Annotated in this window: 25 protein-coding genes; all 25 read left to right on the forward strand. The window is 41.6% G+C overall.

Translation table 11 applies throughout. From position 1 onward, the window contains the following. The first annotated feature begins 79 nt into the window (after positions 1 to 79). Positions 80 to 280, forward strand: a complete 201-nt coding sequence (locus tag L1765_RS11195) for a hypothetical protein (RefSeq protein ID WP_236407345.1) — start codon at positions 80 to 82, stop codon at positions 278 to 280. Beyond that, positions 277 to 735, forward strand: a complete 459-nt coding sequence (locus L1765_RS11200) for a hypothetical protein (RefSeq protein WP_236407346.1) — start codon at positions 277 to 279, stop codon at positions 733 to 735. The genes L1765_RS11195 and L1765_RS11200 overlap by 4 nt, the downstream gene beginning before the upstream one ends. Before the next feature lie 11 nt (positions 736 to 746). Further along, the gene (locus L1765_RS11205) at positions 747 to 2,366 is read left to right on the forward strand and encodes a type IV secretory system conjugative DNA transfer family protein (RefSeq protein ID WP_236407348.1); all 1,620 of its coding nucleotides are present in this window, start codon (positions 747 to 749) and stop codon (positions 2,364 to 2,366) included. Between the two features lie 28 nt (positions 2,367 to 2,394). Further along, positions 2,395 to 3,213 (forward strand): S1 RNA-binding domain-containing protein, encoded by an 819-nt coding sequence (locus L1765_RS11210; protein WP_236407351.1) that lies wholly within the window; start codon positions 2,395 to 2,397, stop codon positions 3,211 to 3,213. Positions 3,214 to 3,225: 12 nt separating this feature from the next. Further along, a complete protein-coding gene (locus tag L1765_RS11215) occupies positions 3,226 to 3,957 on the forward strand; it encodes a hypothetical protein (protein ID WP_236407353.1) in 732 nt (243 codons plus the stop codon). 112 nt (positions 3,958 to 4,069) lie between these two features. Continuing rightward, entirely contained in the window at positions 4,070 to 5,050 is a 981-nt protein-coding gene (locus tag L1765_RS11220) for an S-layer homology domain-containing protein (protein WP_236407355.1), read from the forward strand. Positions 5,051 to 5,064: 14 nt separating this feature from the next. After that, on the forward strand, positions 5,065 to 5,340 hold the full coding sequence (locus L1765_RS11225) for a hypothetical protein (RefSeq protein WP_236407358.1): 276 nt from the start codon (positions 5,065 to 5,067) through the stop codon (positions 5,338 to 5,340). Positions 5,341 to 5,490: 150 nt separating this feature from the next. Then, positions 5,491 to 6,861: an ISNCY family transposase gene (locus tag L1765_RS11230; protein WP_236407402.1), complete on the forward strand. Its 1,371-nt coding sequence runs from the start codon at positions 5,491 to 5,493 to the stop codon at positions 6,859 to 6,861. Positions 6,862 to 7,472: 611 nt separating this feature from the next. Next, positions 7,473 to 7,646, forward strand: coding sequence for a hypothetical protein (locus L1765_RS11235; RefSeq protein ID WP_236407361.1), 174 nt, complete (start codon positions 7,473 to 7,475; stop codon positions 7,644 to 7,646). Next, entirely contained in the window at positions 7,646 to 7,810 is a 165-nt protein-coding gene (locus L1765_RS11240) for a hypothetical protein (RefSeq protein WP_236407364.1), read from the forward strand. The genes L1765_RS11235 and L1765_RS11240 overlap by 1 nt, the downstream gene beginning before the upstream one ends. Before the next feature lie 102 nt (positions 7,811 to 7,912). Further along, positions 7,913 to 8,098, forward strand: coding sequence for a hypothetical protein (locus tag L1765_RS11245; protein WP_236407366.1), 186 nt, complete (start codon positions 7,913 to 7,915; stop codon positions 8,096 to 8,098). A gap of 54 nt (positions 8,099 to 8,152) precedes the next feature. Beyond that, positions 8,153 to 8,335 carry a hypothetical protein gene (locus L1765_RS11250; protein WP_236407368.1) on the forward strand — a complete coding sequence of 61 codons (183 nt, stop codon included), beginning with the start codon at positions 8,153 to 8,155 and terminating at the stop codon, positions 8,333 to 8,335. A gap of 147 nt (positions 8,336 to 8,482) precedes the next feature. After that, positions 8,483 to 9,514 (forward strand): RecT family recombinase, encoded by a 1,032-nt coding sequence (locus L1765_RS11255; protein ID WP_236407370.1) that lies wholly within the window; start codon positions 8,483 to 8,485, stop codon positions 9,512 to 9,514. A gap of 14 nt (positions 9,515 to 9,528) precedes the next feature. Further along, positions 9,529 to 9,876 (forward strand): hypothetical protein, encoded by a 348-nt coding sequence (locus L1765_RS11260; RefSeq protein WP_236407373.1) that lies wholly within the window; start codon positions 9,529 to 9,531, stop codon positions 9,874 to 9,876. Continuing rightward, positions 9,866 to 10,561, forward strand: coding sequence for a hypothetical protein (locus L1765_RS11265; RefSeq protein ID WP_236407375.1), 696 nt, complete (start codon positions 9,866 to 9,868; stop codon positions 10,559 to 10,561). Before L1765_RS11260 ends, L1765_RS11265 begins: the two co-directional genes overlap by 11 nt. Before the next feature lie 19 nt (positions 10,562 to 10,580). Continuing rightward, complete coding sequence (locus L1765_RS11270; RefSeq protein ID WP_236407377.1) at positions 10,581 to 10,988, forward strand: single-stranded DNA-binding protein; 408 nt, start codon at positions 10,581 to 10,583, stop codon at positions 10,986 to 10,988. A gap of 6 nt (positions 10,989 to 10,994) precedes the next feature. Continuing rightward, on the forward strand, positions 10,995 to 11,696 hold the full coding sequence (locus tag L1765_RS11275; protein ID WP_236407380.1) for a PD-(D/E)XK nuclease family protein: 702 nt from the start codon (positions 10,995 to 10,997) through the stop codon (positions 11,694 to 11,696). Positions 11,697 to 11,698: 2 nt separating this feature from the next. Beyond that, the gene (locus L1765_RS11280) at positions 11,699 to 12,061 is read left to right on the forward strand and encodes a hypothetical protein (RefSeq protein WP_236407382.1); all 363 of its coding nucleotides are present in this window, start codon (positions 11,699 to 11,701) and stop codon (positions 12,059 to 12,061) included. Between the two features lie 283 nt (positions 12,062 to 12,344). Beyond that, on the forward strand, positions 12,345 to 13,013 hold the full coding sequence (gene radC / locus L1765_RS11285) for a RadC family protein (protein WP_407942258.1): 669 nt from the start codon (positions 12,345 to 12,347) through the stop codon (positions 13,011 to 13,013). Then, positions 13,013 to 13,165, forward strand: a complete 153-nt coding sequence (locus L1765_RS11290; protein WP_236407386.1) for a hypothetical protein — start codon at positions 13,013 to 13,015, stop codon at positions 13,163 to 13,165. Before radC ends, L1765_RS11290 begins: the two co-directional genes overlap by 1 nt. Then, complete coding sequence (locus L1765_RS11295) at positions 13,162 to 13,377, forward strand: hypothetical protein (protein ID WP_236407388.1); 216 nt, start codon at positions 13,162 to 13,164, stop codon at positions 13,375 to 13,377. The genes L1765_RS11290 and L1765_RS11295 overlap by 4 nt, the downstream gene beginning before the upstream one ends. Positions 13,378 to 13,418: 41 nt before the next feature. Beyond that, on the forward strand, positions 13,419 to 13,658 hold the full coding sequence (locus L1765_RS11300; protein WP_236407391.1) for a hypothetical protein: 240 nt from the start codon (positions 13,419 to 13,421) through the stop codon (positions 13,656 to 13,658). Positions 13,659 to 13,747: 89 nt separating this feature from the next. Continuing rightward, positions 13,748 to 14,251, forward strand: a complete 504-nt coding sequence (locus L1765_RS11305; protein WP_236407393.1) for a hypothetical protein — start codon at positions 13,748 to 13,750, stop codon at positions 14,249 to 14,251. Positions 14,252 to 14,800: 549 nt separating this feature from the next. Next, the gene (locus L1765_RS11310) at positions 14,801 to 15,061 is read left to right on the forward strand and encodes a hypothetical protein (protein WP_236407396.1); all 261 of its coding nucleotides are present in this window, start codon (positions 14,801 to 14,803) and stop codon (positions 15,059 to 15,061) included. Positions 15,062 to 15,174: 113 nt separating this feature from the next. After that, positions 15,175 to 16,070: RNA-guided endonuclease InsQ/TnpB family protein (locus tag L1765_RS11315; protein ID WP_236407399.1), on the forward strand; the 896-nt coding region annotated here is incomplete at its 3' end.

The raw sequence follows: 16,070 nt of genomic DNA on the forward strand, positions 1-16,070 counted from the left end.
GGAGTTGAAAGAATAGGGATAACCCCTCTTCCTTTCAGCTCCTTTTTTTATTTTTATCAAAACATGAAAGGAGAAAATTATGACTCAATTGATTGAACCATTACAAAAAATCGTGGAGGTGACAGCGAGCGAAGAGATTGAAAGAGAACTTCTTCAATATCCGGTTGAAATTCAGCAAGAATTATTGGAACTGGTAAAAGAACTGATGAGAGATGAAGTGATTTTTGTACTGATGATGTACAAACATTGGAACTACAGAGGGGAGGAGATTTTGATGTGAAAATCTTCAGCTTTTTAACTTGGGTAGGGATATTTACCGGTTGGATACTCTTTTTAGCTGGATCTGGCAACGTTCCTTATTGGCTCCCGATTGGTTTAGCAGTCCTGACTTTTCTTCTGTTTTCAGCCCAAATCAGCATAAAGAAAGCCTCTGGAACAAGTTTTCTTTTATCCAGCCTCATGTCACTTAACTGGGCATTTGGAAAATGGGTTTACCATACTTGGGAAACCGTAACATGGATGAATCCGCTTTTAGTAACCCGGATTGTGTCTGTCATAACATTAATCCTTATACTTTATGCGGTATTTATCTACCATCGAATCTATCTTTCCATGAGCAGAAAAACCCAGAAAAAAGAAAAGCAGAGAACATCCCATTTATCATTTTTAAAACGACTGTTTAAAAGACGGGACAATGAAATAACTTTTGTCCTCGGTAATCAAAAAGAGGAATAGGGGGTGATCTATTGCCACTTCTTCAATGGGGAGGGCGTGATGCCTTTACACACATGTTGGTAGCAGGGCCAAGCCGCTGCGGAAAAACAGCCACGGTATTAAAGCCAATCATTTATCAGATTCTCCTTCAAAAGCGTGCTGGAAAGAAAGTAGGTTTATCTCTCATAGAGCCAAAAGGAGACGTTGCCTTTATGGTTCGTGAGATGTGCGAAGCCATGGAAATTGACTATATCCACGTTGACCCGGCTGTTAATCGGTCCTATGCCGATGAATCAGGTTACTCAGCATACCGAAGCCATGTGTTTAATCCCATGCAGGGCGATACAGAAATGGTGGCAGAAGCGACAGTGGCTGTCCTAAAATCACTCTTTGGTAAACAGGAAGCCTTTTTCGCCACGGTCCAGGAGCTTTCCTCCCGCAACGTAACCAAGTTGTTGAAAGAACTTCAAGGGGATCGGCTCGATCTGATGGAAGTCCTGCAAACCTTACGGGACCCGGTGATACTGGAGAAAAAAGTTAAAGAATTAAAACAAAGAGACGGTGAAACGGATTTAGTCCAATTTTTTGAAGCAGAATTGCTTGGCACACTGAAAGACAAGTATAGACAATTCGTCATCGGATTAAGGGCACAGCTTGAAAACCTGACGAGTAATCAAAACTTAAAAAGGGTGATCACCGGAAATTCCAGTATAAATATTGATCGACATCTTGAAAAAGGGGGGGTGCTCGCGGTGAACACAGCCCTTGGGGAGCTAGGAACATCAGGAGATGCGTTTGGACAATTCGTAGCCATGCACCTGCAATCAGGGACATTCCGTAGGAGAGGAACAGAACGCACGCGCGTACCACATTTCATGATTGAGGATGAATATTCCAGGTACATCAACCCGGACATCGAGCGTTTTCTAACGATGGCTGCCGAATACAAAGTGGCTGGTATATTTGCCATCCAGTCACTGGGCCAGCTTGAAGTGGAGAGCGGGAAAATAAGTGCAAAAGCGATGAAACAAACCATTATAACATCATGTCAAAATTTGATTGCATTCGGAGGTTACAAAGGTTCAGAGGCAAAAGAAATCGCTGATCTGTTTGGAAAAGAGCCGGTGATCGAAAGGGACAACATTTATGAAGGCAGCCTGATTCCTCATATAATACCCAAAACATACAAAGACGTGGAAAAAGAAAGGTATCGCATTCACCCTGCAATGCTCATGAACGGGATGCCTGAATTCCACTTTGTCCATCAGCTTCGTTGTAACGGCGTGCTTCAAAAACCCGGAATAGCACGGGGAAATTTTGTTCCAAGGGACTGGAAAGACAGACTCGTAAATGATAAAAGAAAGATCTTTGATCTAAAAGTGGTCATTAAACCTGTAACCCATATTAAAACAAAGTTACAGAAGAAGAAGGCCGAGAAAATATTTGCAGTCAACCCGTTTGAAGAAACAGCGGTAGATGACGGAGTTCAACAATCCGTTAGTTATCCACAAAACACAATTGAAACTGTGGATAATGTAAATACTTCTTTGCCTTTCAAATTGATTGTAAGTAAGCCGGAAGTATTGTCGGAAAAGAGAGGTTCACATCAAGTTAATTCAAAAGAAAGATTATCGGATGACTTTTGGAATTAGAAAAACTAAAAAAGAGAGGGGATTATAAATGTCTGATCAAATGCTCCAAATTTTAATCGAAGGTTTTCAGGATGAAAAATTGGAGGAGAATAAATATGATGAACACTGGCAAAAGATATACAGTGCGTATCAAAACAATTCTATTTTACAGGCTCACCTTGTCGGAATTGAAACAAAGTTAAATAAACCTTGCGGCGTTGTTCAAATAGGTCATATTCGGGGATACATACCCCTTGAATATTCAGGAGCAGATAATATTCAAGAGCTCCGAAAACTAACCGGTGAGTTGGTTGCTTTTAAGATCATCAATTATGACCGGGACGGTGAGGTATTTACCGCTTCCCGTACAGCAGCCCTTGAACATATGGCAAACGTAACATGGAAACGAATCAAAGAAGGCCAAACGATCATTGCCGTTGCTCGTGAGGTGGATTTTTCAGAAGTGAAGGCGGATATCGGGGGTATTCAAGTAAAGATTCCAATAAATGAGATCGACTACGGCTGGATTGATGATTTGACCGAAAAAGTAAAGCCGGGTGATCATCTAAGAGTAAAAGTGTTGGAAGTAAACGAACAAGAAAAAAAAGTGAAAGTGAGTGCGAAAGCAACAAAGAAAAATCCTTGGCCGGATTGCACCAGAAGGTATCATGTCCACAGTGAGTACGTAGGAAAAATTTCAGGTGTAGAGGAATACGGCAATTTTGTGAATCTGGAACCGGGAGTAGATGCACTTGCGCCTCATCTCCGTTGGGAGAAGTTTAAAAAAGGGGATCGGGTACTGGTACGAATATTAAAAATTGATGTAAAAAAAGAGCAGATACGAGTCAGGATTGTCAAAAAAGTGTAAGGGGCTGAAGAAGTGATGCAGAATAGAGCAAGCCCGTTTTCCCTTTGCCATGACTGGTCCGTCAAATGGACAAATATTCAACCAATCAAACAACAGAATGGAATATTATGGAGTAGTCAGTACGATGAAAAAGTTTTAAAAGCATTGGCATATATCGGGGTGATCGGCGGCGTGCAGATCACCCGACTTTTTTTAAATAGCGATAAGAAGCGGCTTGGGAAAATGGTCGATACAGGGAAATTAGTCCGGCATGTGATAAAAAGAGGGAATATGGAGATCCCTATATACACCCCGGGCATAAACGGGGCAAGAATCCTGAAACAAATGGGAATCAAATATAGAGTAAATTCCTGGTTAACGTATGATGTGAATTCGATTTTGAAAAAGCTTTTGTTTTTTCAGCTGTACGGTAAGTTTTCTGAACAAGGGGAAGTATCTGTTCTTCCAGCTCCAGCCCCTTATACAGGAATTATCGAGCGAAACGGAAGTCAATATTATATCGGCATTATTCGGGGGAACACACAAGAATTTGAACAATATTTCAAATGGGAAAAGCTGACCGAAAGAATCATACTGGTTACCGAATCGTTAAGGCAGTTAGCACCTTTGAACGAGTATTTGAAGGAACTTAAAATCAGAGTGACGACAGATGAGGATTTGAAATTTGATTTTGAGCATTTGTTTTATAAATGGGATGGGGAGTGGGTTAAAGAGAGAAAGGCGGAAGAGTTACTTCGGGTTTGAAGCTCTCCTGATAATGTCGGTATTTGTCGAAAGATTGATAAAGGATTTCTCTTGTTTATGAAGAAAAAGTGAGAATTGAATATACAGATCAAATCCTCTGGAGGTATTCAGGATGAAAACGAAAGTATTGGTAATAACCTTGGTACTCTTCTTAGCCGTTTCTTCTATAGCCAGTGCAATAACATTTAAAGACTTAAATAATCATTGGGCCCGGGCCACGGTGGAGTGGGCTACCGAAAATACCATTACTGAGGGCTACCCCGACAAAACCTTTAAGCCCGACAAAACCGTTTCTGAGGCAGAATTTTTGGCTATGCTGATTCGGGCATTCAAGCCAAAGGATCTCACAGAAACAAAAATCAAGCATTGGGCAGATGGCTATTACATTTTTGCCACCGCCTACAACTACCCAGTAGAGGGAGCATTTTCAATAGACAAACGAAATTGGCCTATTAGCCGTACAAGGGTAGCAGAATTGGTTTCTGGAACCCAGGGTGTGAATTACAGCGGCGACTATGCTATCCAATATCTACTCGGCAAGGGGCTGGCAAAGGGAAAGAATCCAAACGAGATCAGCATTGAAAGCTATGATGGCGAAGGAACCCTAACAAGAGCCGAAGCGGTACAGTTTATCAAGAACCTGAAAGATAAGGGAATCCAGGAGTTAAAAGTACGCCCGTTTTTGCCAAGCGATCCGGTTGATTTACCGCCATTACCCAAGACGGATGAGCAAACGAAGCTAGAGAATGTGAAAGAGGTTTTGGTTGAACGTTTGAAAGGGACAGATAACGAGATTTGGATAAATGGGGATGCTGTAGTAGCTACAGGAGTTGCAGCGATAGAATTTGCTGATCCAACAGATCCTGAGCAAAATAACTTGATTGACATTTTCAAAGCCAATACAGAAAATGGTCGCCTAGTGGCAACCGAAATGATAAATGCGGCAGGAGTACCGGTTGATTCAAACTTTCCTTCTCTTATCAAACAAGTCTATGAAACGAGAGAAACTATCACTTTAGTTATTGATGGAGTCAATATCCGCATCGTAGCAAATGAATTCAATCTAAATGCAGTACACATTTACTTTAAATAAAGGGGGTAGGAGAAGTGAAGAAATCAATTATCGTAGCGTTAATTCTAGTTTTTCTAATCTCAAATGTCGCTTTTGCCCTTGGAGATCCGGCAACATGGACAGATGAAGAGATCAAACAGTATCTAACCGAAAAGGGCATTTCTCTTACTACTGCCGATGGTAAATACGAAGTCAACTATGATCTCGTAAGACAACGCCAAATTCTCGTTTATGGAAGGCCTGAAAATGTGCCAAACAATGACTACAGATCAGGGGAATACCGCTATTTAGTTTCTCCTGAAAAAGTCTGAGGTTTTGAGCAAAAATAAAAGGAATTTCATGCCTCGAAATGGAAATTGTTATTATCCACAAAACAAATCCATACAACGAGGGGCATTGAAATTCCTATATTAAATAAGTTCAATATGGCCCCTCAAAAATCCTTTTTTGAGGTGAGAAAAATGTTGAAACTTCGTGATGAACAATTAACCCTTTGGGACTGCATACTTCCGGAAGTAATCCGAACACTTCCAGCCGAACTCGCTATCATTGATGAACTACTAGATGATGAAAGATTCATGCAGCCGTTTATTGAAAAGCATCCGACGAAATCGAAAATGGGCCGCCCTACGTATCCCATCGAGAAATATTTGCGTCTTATGTTTCTCAAATTCAAGTACAATCTGGGCTACGAGTCTCTTATTAAAGAAGTCGGTGACAGCATTACGTGGCGCCGTTTTTGCCGAATTGCCATCGATGAACCGATGCCAGATCCTTCTACGCTCATCTATGCCCGTAAACGTTACGGCGACGAAGTCGTGGAGCAGATCAACGAAGCCTTGCTCGAGAAGCTGAAAGAAAGAGAAATCCTGAAACACCGCAAACTGCGTACCGATACCACAGTTGTGGAATCCGACATTCATCACCCAACAGATGCGACCCTTCTGCAGGACGGGGTCAAGGTCATTACACGATTGGTTCAGAAGATTCGCAAAGTCGCTTCCCATGCAGCACAAGGCTTTGAAGACCGAACCAGCGAGATCAAAGAAAAGATTCTCTCCATCGGAAAGGTACTTCGCCGCCGTACCCGCGAGTCCTGGGAGGAAGTCAATGAAATCACCCAGGAAGTCATTGAGGTGACAGAAGCTGTTCTCGATCAAGCGAAATCCGTGGCCGAGAAGATTCTCGACAAAGGCAAACAAGTGGTGAATCAAAATAAACAAAAGTTAACGGATGCCATTGATCTGACCGGAAAGCTACTGGAGCAAGCTAAACAGGTGGTTTCCGGAACACGAGTGATTCCGGATCGCATCGTTAGCGTTTTTGACCCGCAAGCCCGCCCGATCAAAAAAGGCAAATTGTCTAAAGTGACCGAATTCGGATACAAAGTCCGCATCGATGAGACGGAAAGCGGCTTTGTTACCGGGTACGCCGTGTATGAAGGAAACCCAGCGGATGATGAATTGCTGGTTCCTGCTGTCGAAGAACATATCCGGCGGTTCGGCCATGCGCCCAAAGCCGTGGCGACAGACCGAGGTTTTGGCAGCAAGAAGAATGAAATCAAGCTTACCGAACGGGGAGTCCGTCGAGTCAGCATACCCCGCAAAGGAAAGAAAAGCCAGAAACGAAAAGAAGAAGAACAACAGTTATGGTTCAAAGACTTGCAACGCTACCGTGCAGCTGGAGAGGCCAAGATCAGCCTCTTGAAAAGAAAGTACGGTTTAGGCCGCAGCAGGTATCGGGGCCTTGTCGGCTCAAAAAGCTGGGTCGGTTTCGGAATACTGACTCATAACCTCCAAAGAGCGGCAATAATGCTCAAAAAGGAAGCATGAAAAGGAATAAACAGGGAAAACAACTACTCCAGAAAAATTATGAGAGGATACACTTACTCAAATATCGACTTTTTCAGGAGTAACTATTTAGGCTACACACAAAGCGGAACCCCAAGGGGAAAATATATTCGTTTTCCCCTTGCTATTTTCTCATAGACATCGTAAAATATACATATAGTAAAATATTCCTCAATCCTCCCCAAAGTAAGGATAAGGATCACCGTAACCGTAAGGTCGGTAAGGACAAAACGAAAGTTAGTCCATAAAAGTCCGATTGTCTCCCGTTATTCAAAAGGGGTAATGAATAACGAGCAGGGAAAAGCGGATCGCCGTAGTCGTAAGACCGGTAAAGAGCAAAGCGAAAGCGAGCTCATGTAGCCCTTGTATCCCCCGCCAAAGTGCGAGCAGGGAAAGCTGGGCCGAGGGAAACCGAAAGGCCCTCACAAAAGAACATGCGCATACCATGTGTGCATGTATGGAAGTTTGTTAAAATACCACACGTATGCCCTTTTATAGGGACATGTGTGGTTTTATTTGTTTAATTGAAAATCACCTTTTTCTTGAGTACACTATAAGTAAAGATAGTGTGAAAAAGAGGGAGGTGAAAAAATATGAAAAGGGAGGATAAAATTATGTGGGATTTTGAAATTGACCCTGTTTTAAGAAGTGAATTTGAAGCTTGCGACAAAGAATATGGTGACGCTCCAAAACTTTCAGAAGAGGAATTGGATAGAATCATCAAAGAAGTTAGGCGAGATATTAGAAACGGTAAGGTGTCCAAATAATGAGTCGTGTAGAGGAAATTATGAATCAAATATACAGCTTGTCCGTGGATGAGCTGAAGGAATTAAATGAAAAGTTTCTTGAGTATCTAGAACAAAAAGGATGGACTATCATTTCTGAAGCTACTTTTGAGGATAACGAAGAGGATGATATTTACAGTACGTGAACGTGTTTCCTGATAATGGATAAACGCGTTTTTTTATTTTTCAAAAAAGGAGAAGATGTTTATATGCTCTAGAAAGAGTATAATAATCATGAGGTGATTCTCATGACTGAAAAAGAAGTATTATTTTCTCTTAATGATCGTTTGGATGAACCACAAATTTCAGCAACGATGGTGTATCCTCTAGAAGAATTAACTGAAGACGATAAGAAACATTTAGATGAATCGATTGAGGAGTACCATCGTGGTTATGTTTTACGTGGCAAAGAAGCAGATGATCTTTTCGCCTGAATTGGTATTTATCAAATCTGCTGCTAATTCCGTTCAAAAGAGGAGGAACAAAAGATGCAACGGGTAATTGAAATTTTATCGAGTACAATTAATTCTTTAAGCGAGCTTAGTAATATTTGGGATACTCTGAGCGAAGATCAAATTGAAATTTTACAGCAGAAGTACCCTTTTCATAAAGACCTTAAAGAGTTAATACATGATATTATTGAATGGAGAAGTAATTTGGAAAATGAATGAGGATTTATCCTCCATTGGATAGTGGTGGGATATAAAAATAAGGCGTGTTTGCTCTACAGAGCAGATACGCCTTTTTTGTTTATGTAGAAGGTTAAAAATTGGTCAAGTCTATGACCGTTAAAAAAAGGTGAAAAAAGGAGGATAAATATGGAAAAATTGATCAATTTCACAAGTGAGCAAAAAAGTCTGATTTGGGAGGTGTTGATCCAACCGAAAGGAGGAACAAAAGCCGAAGCCAGGCATTTTATTGAAGTTTGTGAAATGTATGGACTCAATCCGCTTGCGAACGAAATCGTGTTTCAAAAGTATGAAACACGGCAAGGACCTAGAGTTAACTTCATAACCACTCGTGACGGATTTCTAAAAATCGCCGAAAAAAACCCCAACTATGACATCATTCAAAGCGGTGTCGTGAAAGAGGGAGATCAATTTTCCTTTGATGTTCCAAACGGGGTGGTCATCCACTCTTTTGGATCAAAGAGAGGAAAAATCCTGGGAGCCTGGGCTGTTGCTTTTCATAAAAAACGGAAACCGATTGCCGTCTTCGTAGACTTTGAAGAATACTTCAAAGCGAATGCTGCAAGTCAAAACGAGAGAGGCGGTAGCCCAATATGGGATAAATTCCCATCCGCAATGATCCAGAAAACAGCTGAGGTGTTTGCTCTTCGCCGCCAATTTTCCATCAGCGGGATTGTAGCGGCAGAAGAAATGGGCGTAGACCTTCCCCGATCTGATGAAGATAGAGGGGCTGAAAATGGAGGAGCTGTCCCAATAACCCCAACACCTAATCCTGAAAAGCCGCCACAAGAGTCAAAGGTGAAGGTTTCGGAGCAGGAGTCCAAGAAGGAAGAAAAAATTGAAGAGGATAAACCTGTTAAGCGAGAAGAAAATGAAAAGCAACTCGAACTAAACGATAAGCAATCCGATCAATCCACAGAAACTAATGAGACAAATGGAGAATACAAGCTTTTAGACTATCAAGCAGGTATTTCTCCTTCCGGAATACCATTCGCAAAAATTAAGGTCGAAAGAAACGGTGAGGTCTTTCTTGTTCTCGCAAAAGACAAGGAGGCGATTGAGGAATCGGAAAAAATCCCTCAAAATAAGCCTTTTGATATGGAAATTCATGAAGAAAACGGCTTCAAATTCTTAAAGAAAGTCTTGGAAAAGGTTTCTTAAGGATGGTGAAATAGATGATTATTTCAGCTTTCACAGACGGGATTGCACTTTACTGCGTGATCCCGTCTAAAAGCAGAAGCGGAGTCTACGTGGTCGAAGTCAAACCCGAAAATGAAAGATTGATTGTTTCACATGCTTGCCCGGCTCATCGGTTTAAGACGAAGTGCACGCATGTTGAAGAGGCGATTAGTTGCTACAGACAATGGCGATGGTGGGAGTTTGCTCCCTGGCTACCCCAGAAGGAGATTGTCCCGATCAATCGCCACATCACTCTTCAGCCCCAATGGGAACAAATTCCCGTTCCGGGAAGTGAAGCGGAGATTATATCCATCGTAAAGGAAGTCGAGTGTCATGCTTCCTGACATTTTGGATATAGCAAAAAAGCACGGGCTTAGTTTTGATTCCCGATCACTGGGTAAAAAAGAGGTTCGTACCAAATGCCCGTTTTGCCTCGCCGATATCAAAAGAAGGGATAAGTATTATTTATCCCTAAACACCATTGATCAAGTCTTCAAGTGCTGGTATTGTGGCGAATCCGGTGGGGTTTTTCGGTTTATCTCTCTTCTAACTAAAGTACCGGAACATGAAGTAGTTCAAATGTACCAAAGAGAAAATGGAAGAGAAACCGGAAAAAAGAAGTATAAGTATAAACTACACCCGGCGGAAAAGCTAACCACAACCCAATTGAAAATGTTGGGATATCTTGGAAAACCTAATTGGGCTGAATTGAGAAAGAGGGACAAGGATTACTACAAAAGAACCAGAAGCCTTGTTTTAAACGAGTGGAACGATTTTCTTCAATGGGAACGTTATGAGGCGTTTCAATTGTTGATTGTCGGAATCCACTCTTTTTCATACCAAAAAGCGATAGAGTCCATTCGAGATAGGGAGAGAGAAATCGGGGCACCGCTATTGGAAAAAGTGCTTCAAGTCTATTCTCTTTCCAAATGGCCGGAATGGGCAAAAGAGGCGGAGAAATTCGCATTAGAATTTTGTAAAAATAAGCCCTTGCTGACGGGGCATAAAAATAAGTCAGCCGCCCGATAGGGTTGTGAAGGAGGATAAAATGAACAATGTAACATTGGTAGGACGTTTTGTAAAAGACCCTGAATTACGGTACACACAAAGTGGAACGGCGGTAACTCAAGTCAATCTGGCCGTCAATCGTCCCTTTGCCAAAGAAGGACAGCAAGATGTAGACTTCATCCCGATTGTCATCTGGGGGAAAATAGCGGAAGCCACGGCACAGTATACGAAAAAAGGGACGCTCGTTTCTGTACAGGGCTGGATTCAGGTCAGGAAGTATCAAGATCAGCAAGGGAATGACCGATGGGCAACAGAAGTGGTGGCGAATCAAGTTGAATTTTTATCTCAACCGAAAAATGGGAATCAATCGGGCAAAAAGCAAGAAAGTGACCCGTTTGCTGGCACCGGGGATGTCATGGACATTTCGGATGATGACCTCCCGTTTTAGGTTAATATGATCTATTCGTTCAGTCGTCTATCACTATATGAATCCTGCCCATATAAGTTTTACCTTCGCTATATAGAAGGCAGGGAAGAGCCACAGACAGAGCCACGGGCTTTAGGCAAAGCGGTACACAAAGGAATTGAGATGATAATCAATGACGGGATTTCGTTAGAAGAAGCGGTATACAAAGGCTTAGTCGAAACGGACTTCTTCCCTCTCAAAAGAGAAGAAGTTCAGTGGCTGATTCAAAATGCCGGAGCAGAAAAGGGAATGGGGGAGACAGAGGTCTATTTTTGTGTACCTCTGTCTGATTCTCCTTCAGCCCCACAGGTACAAGGGTATATTGACCTCATCACGCCAGAAGGTTTTTTTGTGGATTGGAAAACGAACCGGAAGCCATATGGTGTATGGAATACAATGCAATTGCCACTGTATGCGTGGGCATTGATGAAACTAAGAAATATCCATTCAATTGTTGGCTCACTGTTTTTTCTTCGCTTTAGAAGAAGAGAGAGTACAACCTTTGATTTATCGGATGGAGAAAAAGCGAGGCTATGGGCATATGACACGGCCATGGAGATAGAGGAAAAGCTGTTTTTGCTAGAGATGGATTCATCAAAAGCTGAACAACTTTTTCCCGCAACACCATCAGGCTTATGTAAGTATTGTCCATTTGTTGAGGAATGTTATAAAAATTTTGGGAGGTATTGATGATGGCTACTCAGATTCTTGAAAAAATAGAGACCGCTGAAGAAGCGATTCAACTTGCCAACGAAGCCGAACGTTTGGAAGCAGTGTTAAAGTCTATAAAAGACAAATTAAAGTCATACGTGGATAACCATGGACCTATTATGACTGCTGATAAAGTTTGGGACTATACAGTCTCGACTTCTTGGAGATTTGAGTCCAGTTCTTTAAAGGAAATGGCTCAAGATATGGTCTTGGACGGTATTAATCCATGGGAGATTCTCACCGTTACATCTGCCAACCTAAAAAAAATAGGTTGGGGAGAAGAAATATTGAGTAAATACGGTCAGAAAAAAGAAACAAGGAGATTTGATTCTCGAAAAAGATAAAGGGGAACGTTTTTCAATTTCGAGGTGATGAATATGCAAAAACAAATCGATTATCAAATGATAGAATGTTATTCCTGCGGATCACAATTTGCGGTTCCGTTGGAATATGACAGAGTACCGGGATGCGTAAGATGTCCAAGATGCGGACAGAAAACGTGTAGCGAATAATCTGCCGATCACCGGGCAAAAAACGGGTGGCACTTGCAATTTAGGAGTGCCATCCGGCCTCCTTTTTGCAAGTGAAAAAAAGGAGGTAAAAATGAGCAAAATTGTCCAAATCGGTATGTTTGGAGATGACGAAATTAAAAGACCAAACTACTGCCAGATTGCACGTGAAGCGATACAGTATTATGCACCTGAAGATGTGGATTTGCAGAATCTACTTGCCATAATAATAGGGCAGCATGCTACCCCGGAATTATGTGGTAAATTGGCCTCATTGGGAGTAAGAAGATTGTCTACAATTTCAAAAAACGAACTTCTAGAATTCCCTGGAATCGGCGATTCTGCTGCTACAAGGATAATGGCAGCATTTGGGCTTGCAAAGAAATTGGCAAAATCAAAACCTGAGAATCCCTACACCATTCGCTCACCTTACGATGCAGCCCAATATATGATGGATGAACTTCGCTTTGCCCAACAAGAACAATGTGTCGTACTGTTTTTAAATATAAAAGGTCAGGTGATTGGGAAAAAGACTGTGTTTATCGGTAGTTTAAACGTTTCCATCTTCCATCCGAGGGAAATCTTTCGAGAGGCTTTGATGAGAAATAGTGCTTCAATCGTATGTTTCCATAATCATCCGAGCGGAGATCCAACCCCGAGTCGGGAAGATATACAGGTGACCAAGCGACTTCATGAAGTCGGTAACATTATGGGAATTGAGCTTCTTGATCATGTTGTGATTGGAGACGGTCAGTATTGTAGGCTAAAAGAAAAGGGGTATTTTTGATGAGTCCGAAGGAAAAATTTCTTTCTAAAAAGATTGATAGAGGTGGCATTACTGCAATGGTCGCCCTGTTGATACTTGGAGCAGAGGCAGTAAATCAGCAAGAAGTATTGAAAAGATTTACATTTGATCAAATAAGGAGGAGTTTGGAGTGAAAAATCTGAAAAAGCTGGAATTCCCAGTAGCAACTGCTGATGAAGCCCAAAGAGGTTGGAGGTTATCGTACCAGTTTTTGGAGGAGATAGAAAAACGTATGGAGTACGATGAGGAGTTCACCCCGAGTTTAGAAGGGGTGGAACTTGTATTATTGGCGTTGCAATCTTATTTTCGGGAAAGAGAATCAGGGGAGCCAAATAGGCTTCCTTGATTGTAAAATGTAATCAAGGAACAAAAAGGAGGAAATTAAAAATGAAACAAGTATCGATCATTGTCGAAGCAAAAAAATATTTTGAAGCTGATGCCGAAAAGCTTGATCAGATCCAAGAGGGCGATCTCGTTCTGGTCAACATCGACTTTGAGAATCGAAAAGCCGATTTTATCTGGTATCCAGCAGGGGGAAATCCGGCAAATTTTCCGGCAGAAGAAGACGACTTCGATGCCGTAGTGAATTTTTGTCGTAAGGAAATCGCAGAAGCAGTGGGGGAGTAATCACCCCACTCTTGCGAGTTCTCACACAAGCCGAGGCAACGGAGACGAATTAATATTCGTCTAAAAATACTATACGAGGAGGAATTTGAATGAAAGTCTTCTGTTTTGACGTTGAAACTGACGGGCTATACGGGGCTCCCTTCGCTGTGGGGGCAGTCGTATTAAGTGAGTCCGGCGAGGAAATCGAGCGGTTCGCCGGGATCGCTCAAATCAAAATAAAAAATGATTGGGTGAAACAAAATGTTTTGCCCAATTTAGAAGGCCTTCAAAAGTACGAAACAGACGTTGACCTGAGGGAGGCCTTCTGGGACATATATCAAAAACACAAAGGTGATTCCTACATCCTGGTGGATGTAGGGTATCCCGTAGAAACAAATTTTTTAAGACAGGTCATCTTGGATGATCTCGAAAACCGACAATGGAATGGACCGTATCCGCTTTACGACGTATCATCCGTATTGCAAGCGAAGGGGATCGATCCAGACGTAAACCGGATCGAATATTCAGGTCTAAAAGGCCTGAAACCACATAACCCTGCGGACGACGCCTTAGCGTCAGCCATGACCTTTATAAAGGTCATGGCTAACCGGTAGGAGTTAGGGGATATTTCCTCTAACTCCTTTTTTGTTTGCGAAAAAGGGAAAATACATTCGATTTTTCACTTGCTGTTTTCCAAAGAAAACTGTAAAATATACATATAGCAATATATTCCTCTATCCTCCCCAACTAAAGGATAAGGAATCCGTCATCGAAAGATCGGTAAGGACAAAAACGAAAGTGAGTCCATCAAAGTCCGATTGCTCTCCATCATAGCAAAAGGGGTAAAGCTATGATGAGCAGGAGAAAGCGGATCGCCGTAGTCGTAAGGCCGGTAAAGAGCGAAACGAAAGTTAGCTCATAAAGCCCTTGTATTCCCCGCCAAAGTGCGAGCAGGAAAAGCTGGGCCGAGGGGAACCGAAAGGCCTCTCACAAAAGAACATGCGCATACCAAGTGTGCATGTATGGGATTTGTTAAAAATACCACACGTATGCCCTTTTATAGGGAGATGTGTGGTTTTATTATTTTAAAAATAAGCGAGTTTGCCTAGATATGGCAGATTCGCTTTTTTTGTTTTTCAAAAACTAAGAGGAGGAATGTAAAAATGAGTCATTTTGTTGCTTTGGTAATAGTTCCCAAGGAGACAGAGGACATTAAGCAGAAGGTGGAAGAATTACTAGCTCCTTACGATGAAAATTTGGAAGTCAATCCTTACAACAGAGAGTGCTACTGTGTGGGTTCGCTAGCTAAAGCATATAGTTATCAAGAAGCTGAAAAAGTCAAGAGTATCAACGACTATCGAAAGGAATACTGGAATTTACCGGAAAATGAAACTCCTAATTGGGAAGAATTTATCAATACTTAGCAGAAGACTCCCATCTTCTATAAGTGGGAGATGAATGCTGACTGATTACAAACAAATGTTCCATAACCCCTTTTCTTATGGTATAATCATCATAGGAAGAGGAGGTGAATCGATTGAAACTAACGCTTAAATTCTACCCACGATGGACCGGTCAACAAGAACAAATCATCGAAGAATTATCCTTTCATACCACCAAACTATACAACATTGCCAACCATCAAAACCGTGAAAACCAATATAAATCATACCATGCGCTCGAAAGGGAACTGAAATCCAATTGGCATAAGGAATATCTCCATTCGCATACCTATCAACAATGTCTAAAAGTTCTCGAACAAAATTGGAAAAGCTATTTTAAAGCGTTGGAAGACTATAGGAAGAACCCAAATAAGTATAAAGCGATGCCTCAGCCCCCAGGTTATAAGCATGTAGACAAGCGTAAAAACGAAGTGATTTTTACCAATTTTGCGATTCGTAAAATAGACGGAAATCTTTTGCTCTCCCTTTCAAAGAAAATACAGGATGTCTTTCAGGTTGACAGTTTAAAAGTGGAAGTCAAACACCTTCCCTTACCGGAAGACGCAAACATTCAACAAATCCGCATCCAATTTGATCGGATCAAAAAAGTTTGGTATCTGTTGATTATCTATCAAATGAAGCCAAAAAAGATAAGCAACGCTCCGCATTTAATGGCGATTGACCTCGGACTGGATAACCTTGCAGCAATCACCTTCTCTCACAGTAAAGATAATTACCTCATCAGTGGCAAGCAATTAAAAAGCATCAATGGTTACATAAATCAACGAATTGCACATTACCAATCCATACGAATGAAACAGGTGGGAGCAAAAGCATTCGGTACTACCAAACATATTCAGAAATTACGAATGAAACGACATCATATCCTTCAGAATTATCTCCATCAAGCAAGCAGAAAAATAATCGAGCTAGCAAAAACCTATCAAGTGGGGAAAATCGTCATTGGCGAGATCAAAGAGATCAAACAGCA

This window comes from Microaerobacter geothermalis, assembly GCF_021608135.1.
Classification (GTDB): Bacteria; Bacillota; Bacilli; order DSM-22679; family DSM-22679; genus Microaerobacter; species Microaerobacter geothermalis.

What these genes read in the sequence shown, in the direction of transcription:
- L1765_RS11195 (WP_236407345.1), top strand. Translation starts at nt 80, where the DNA reads ATGACTCAATTGATTGAACCATTACAAAAAATCGTGGAGGTGACAGCG.
- L1765_RS11210 (WP_236407351.1), top strand. Translation starts at nt 2,395, where the DNA reads ATGTCTGATCAAATGCTCCAAATTTTAATCGAAGGTTTTCAGGATGAA.
- L1765_RS11220 (WP_236407355.1), top strand. Translation starts at nt 4,070, where the DNA reads ATGAAAACGAAAGTATTGGTAATAACCTTGGTACTCTTCTTAGCCGTT.
- L1765_RS11230 (WP_236407402.1), top strand. Translation starts at nt 5,491, where the DNA reads ATGTTGAAACTTCGTGATGAACAATTAACCCTTTGGGACTGCATACTT.
- L1765_RS11235 (WP_236407361.1), top strand. Translation starts at nt 7,473, where the DNA reads ATGAAAAGGGAGGATAAAATTATGTGGGATTTTGAAATTGACCCTGTT.
- L1765_RS11240 (WP_236407364.1), top strand. Translation starts at nt 7,646, where the DNA reads ATGAGTCGTGTAGAGGAAATTATGAATCAAATATACAGCTTGTCCGTG.
- L1765_RS11245 (WP_236407366.1), top strand. Translation starts at nt 7,913, where the DNA reads ATGACTGAAAAAGAAGTATTATTTTCTCTTAATGATCGTTTGGATGAA.
- L1765_RS11250 (WP_236407368.1), top strand. Translation starts at nt 8,153, where the DNA reads ATGCAACGGGTAATTGAAATTTTATCGAGTACAATTAATTCTTTAAGC.
- L1765_RS11255 (WP_236407370.1), top strand. Translation starts at nt 8,483, where the DNA reads ATGGAAAAATTGATCAATTTCACAAGTGAGCAAAAAAGTCTGATTTGG.
- L1765_RS11260 (WP_236407373.1), top strand. Translation starts at nt 9,529, where the DNA reads ATGATTATTTCAGCTTTCACAGACGGGATTGCACTTTACTGCGTGATC.
- L1765_RS11265 (WP_236407375.1), top strand. Translation starts at nt 9,866, where the DNA reads ATGCTTCCTGACATTTTGGATATAGCAAAAAAGCACGGGCTTAGTTTT.
- L1765_RS11270 (WP_236407377.1), top strand. Translation starts at nt 10,581, where the DNA reads ATGAACAATGTAACATTGGTAGGACGTTTTGTAAAAGACCCTGAATTA.
- L1765_RS11275 (WP_236407380.1), top strand. Translation starts at nt 10,995, where the DNA reads ATGATCTATTCGTTCAGTCGTCTATCACTATATGAATCCTGCCCATAT.
- L1765_RS11280 (WP_236407382.1), top strand. Translation starts at nt 11,699, where the DNA reads ATGGCTACTCAGATTCTTGAAAAAATAGAGACCGCTGAAGAAGCGATT.
- radC (WP_407942258.1), top strand. Translation starts at nt 12,345, where the DNA reads ATGTTTGGAGATGACGAAATTAAAAGACCAAACTACTGCCAGATTGCA.
- L1765_RS11290 (WP_236407386.1), top strand. Translation starts at nt 13,013, where the DNA reads ATGAGTCCGAAGGAAAAATTTCTTTCTAAAAAGATTGATAGAGGTGGC.
- L1765_RS11300 (WP_236407391.1), top strand. Translation starts at nt 13,419, where the DNA reads ATGAAACAAGTATCGATCATTGTCGAAGCAAAAAAATATTTTGAAGCT.
- L1765_RS11305 (WP_236407393.1), top strand. Translation starts at nt 13,748, where the DNA reads ATGAAAGTCTTCTGTTTTGACGTTGAAACTGACGGGCTATACGGGGCT.
- L1765_RS11310 (WP_236407396.1), top strand. Translation starts at nt 14,801, where the DNA reads ATGAGTCATTTTGTTGCTTTGGTAATAGTTCCCAAGGAGACAGAGGAC.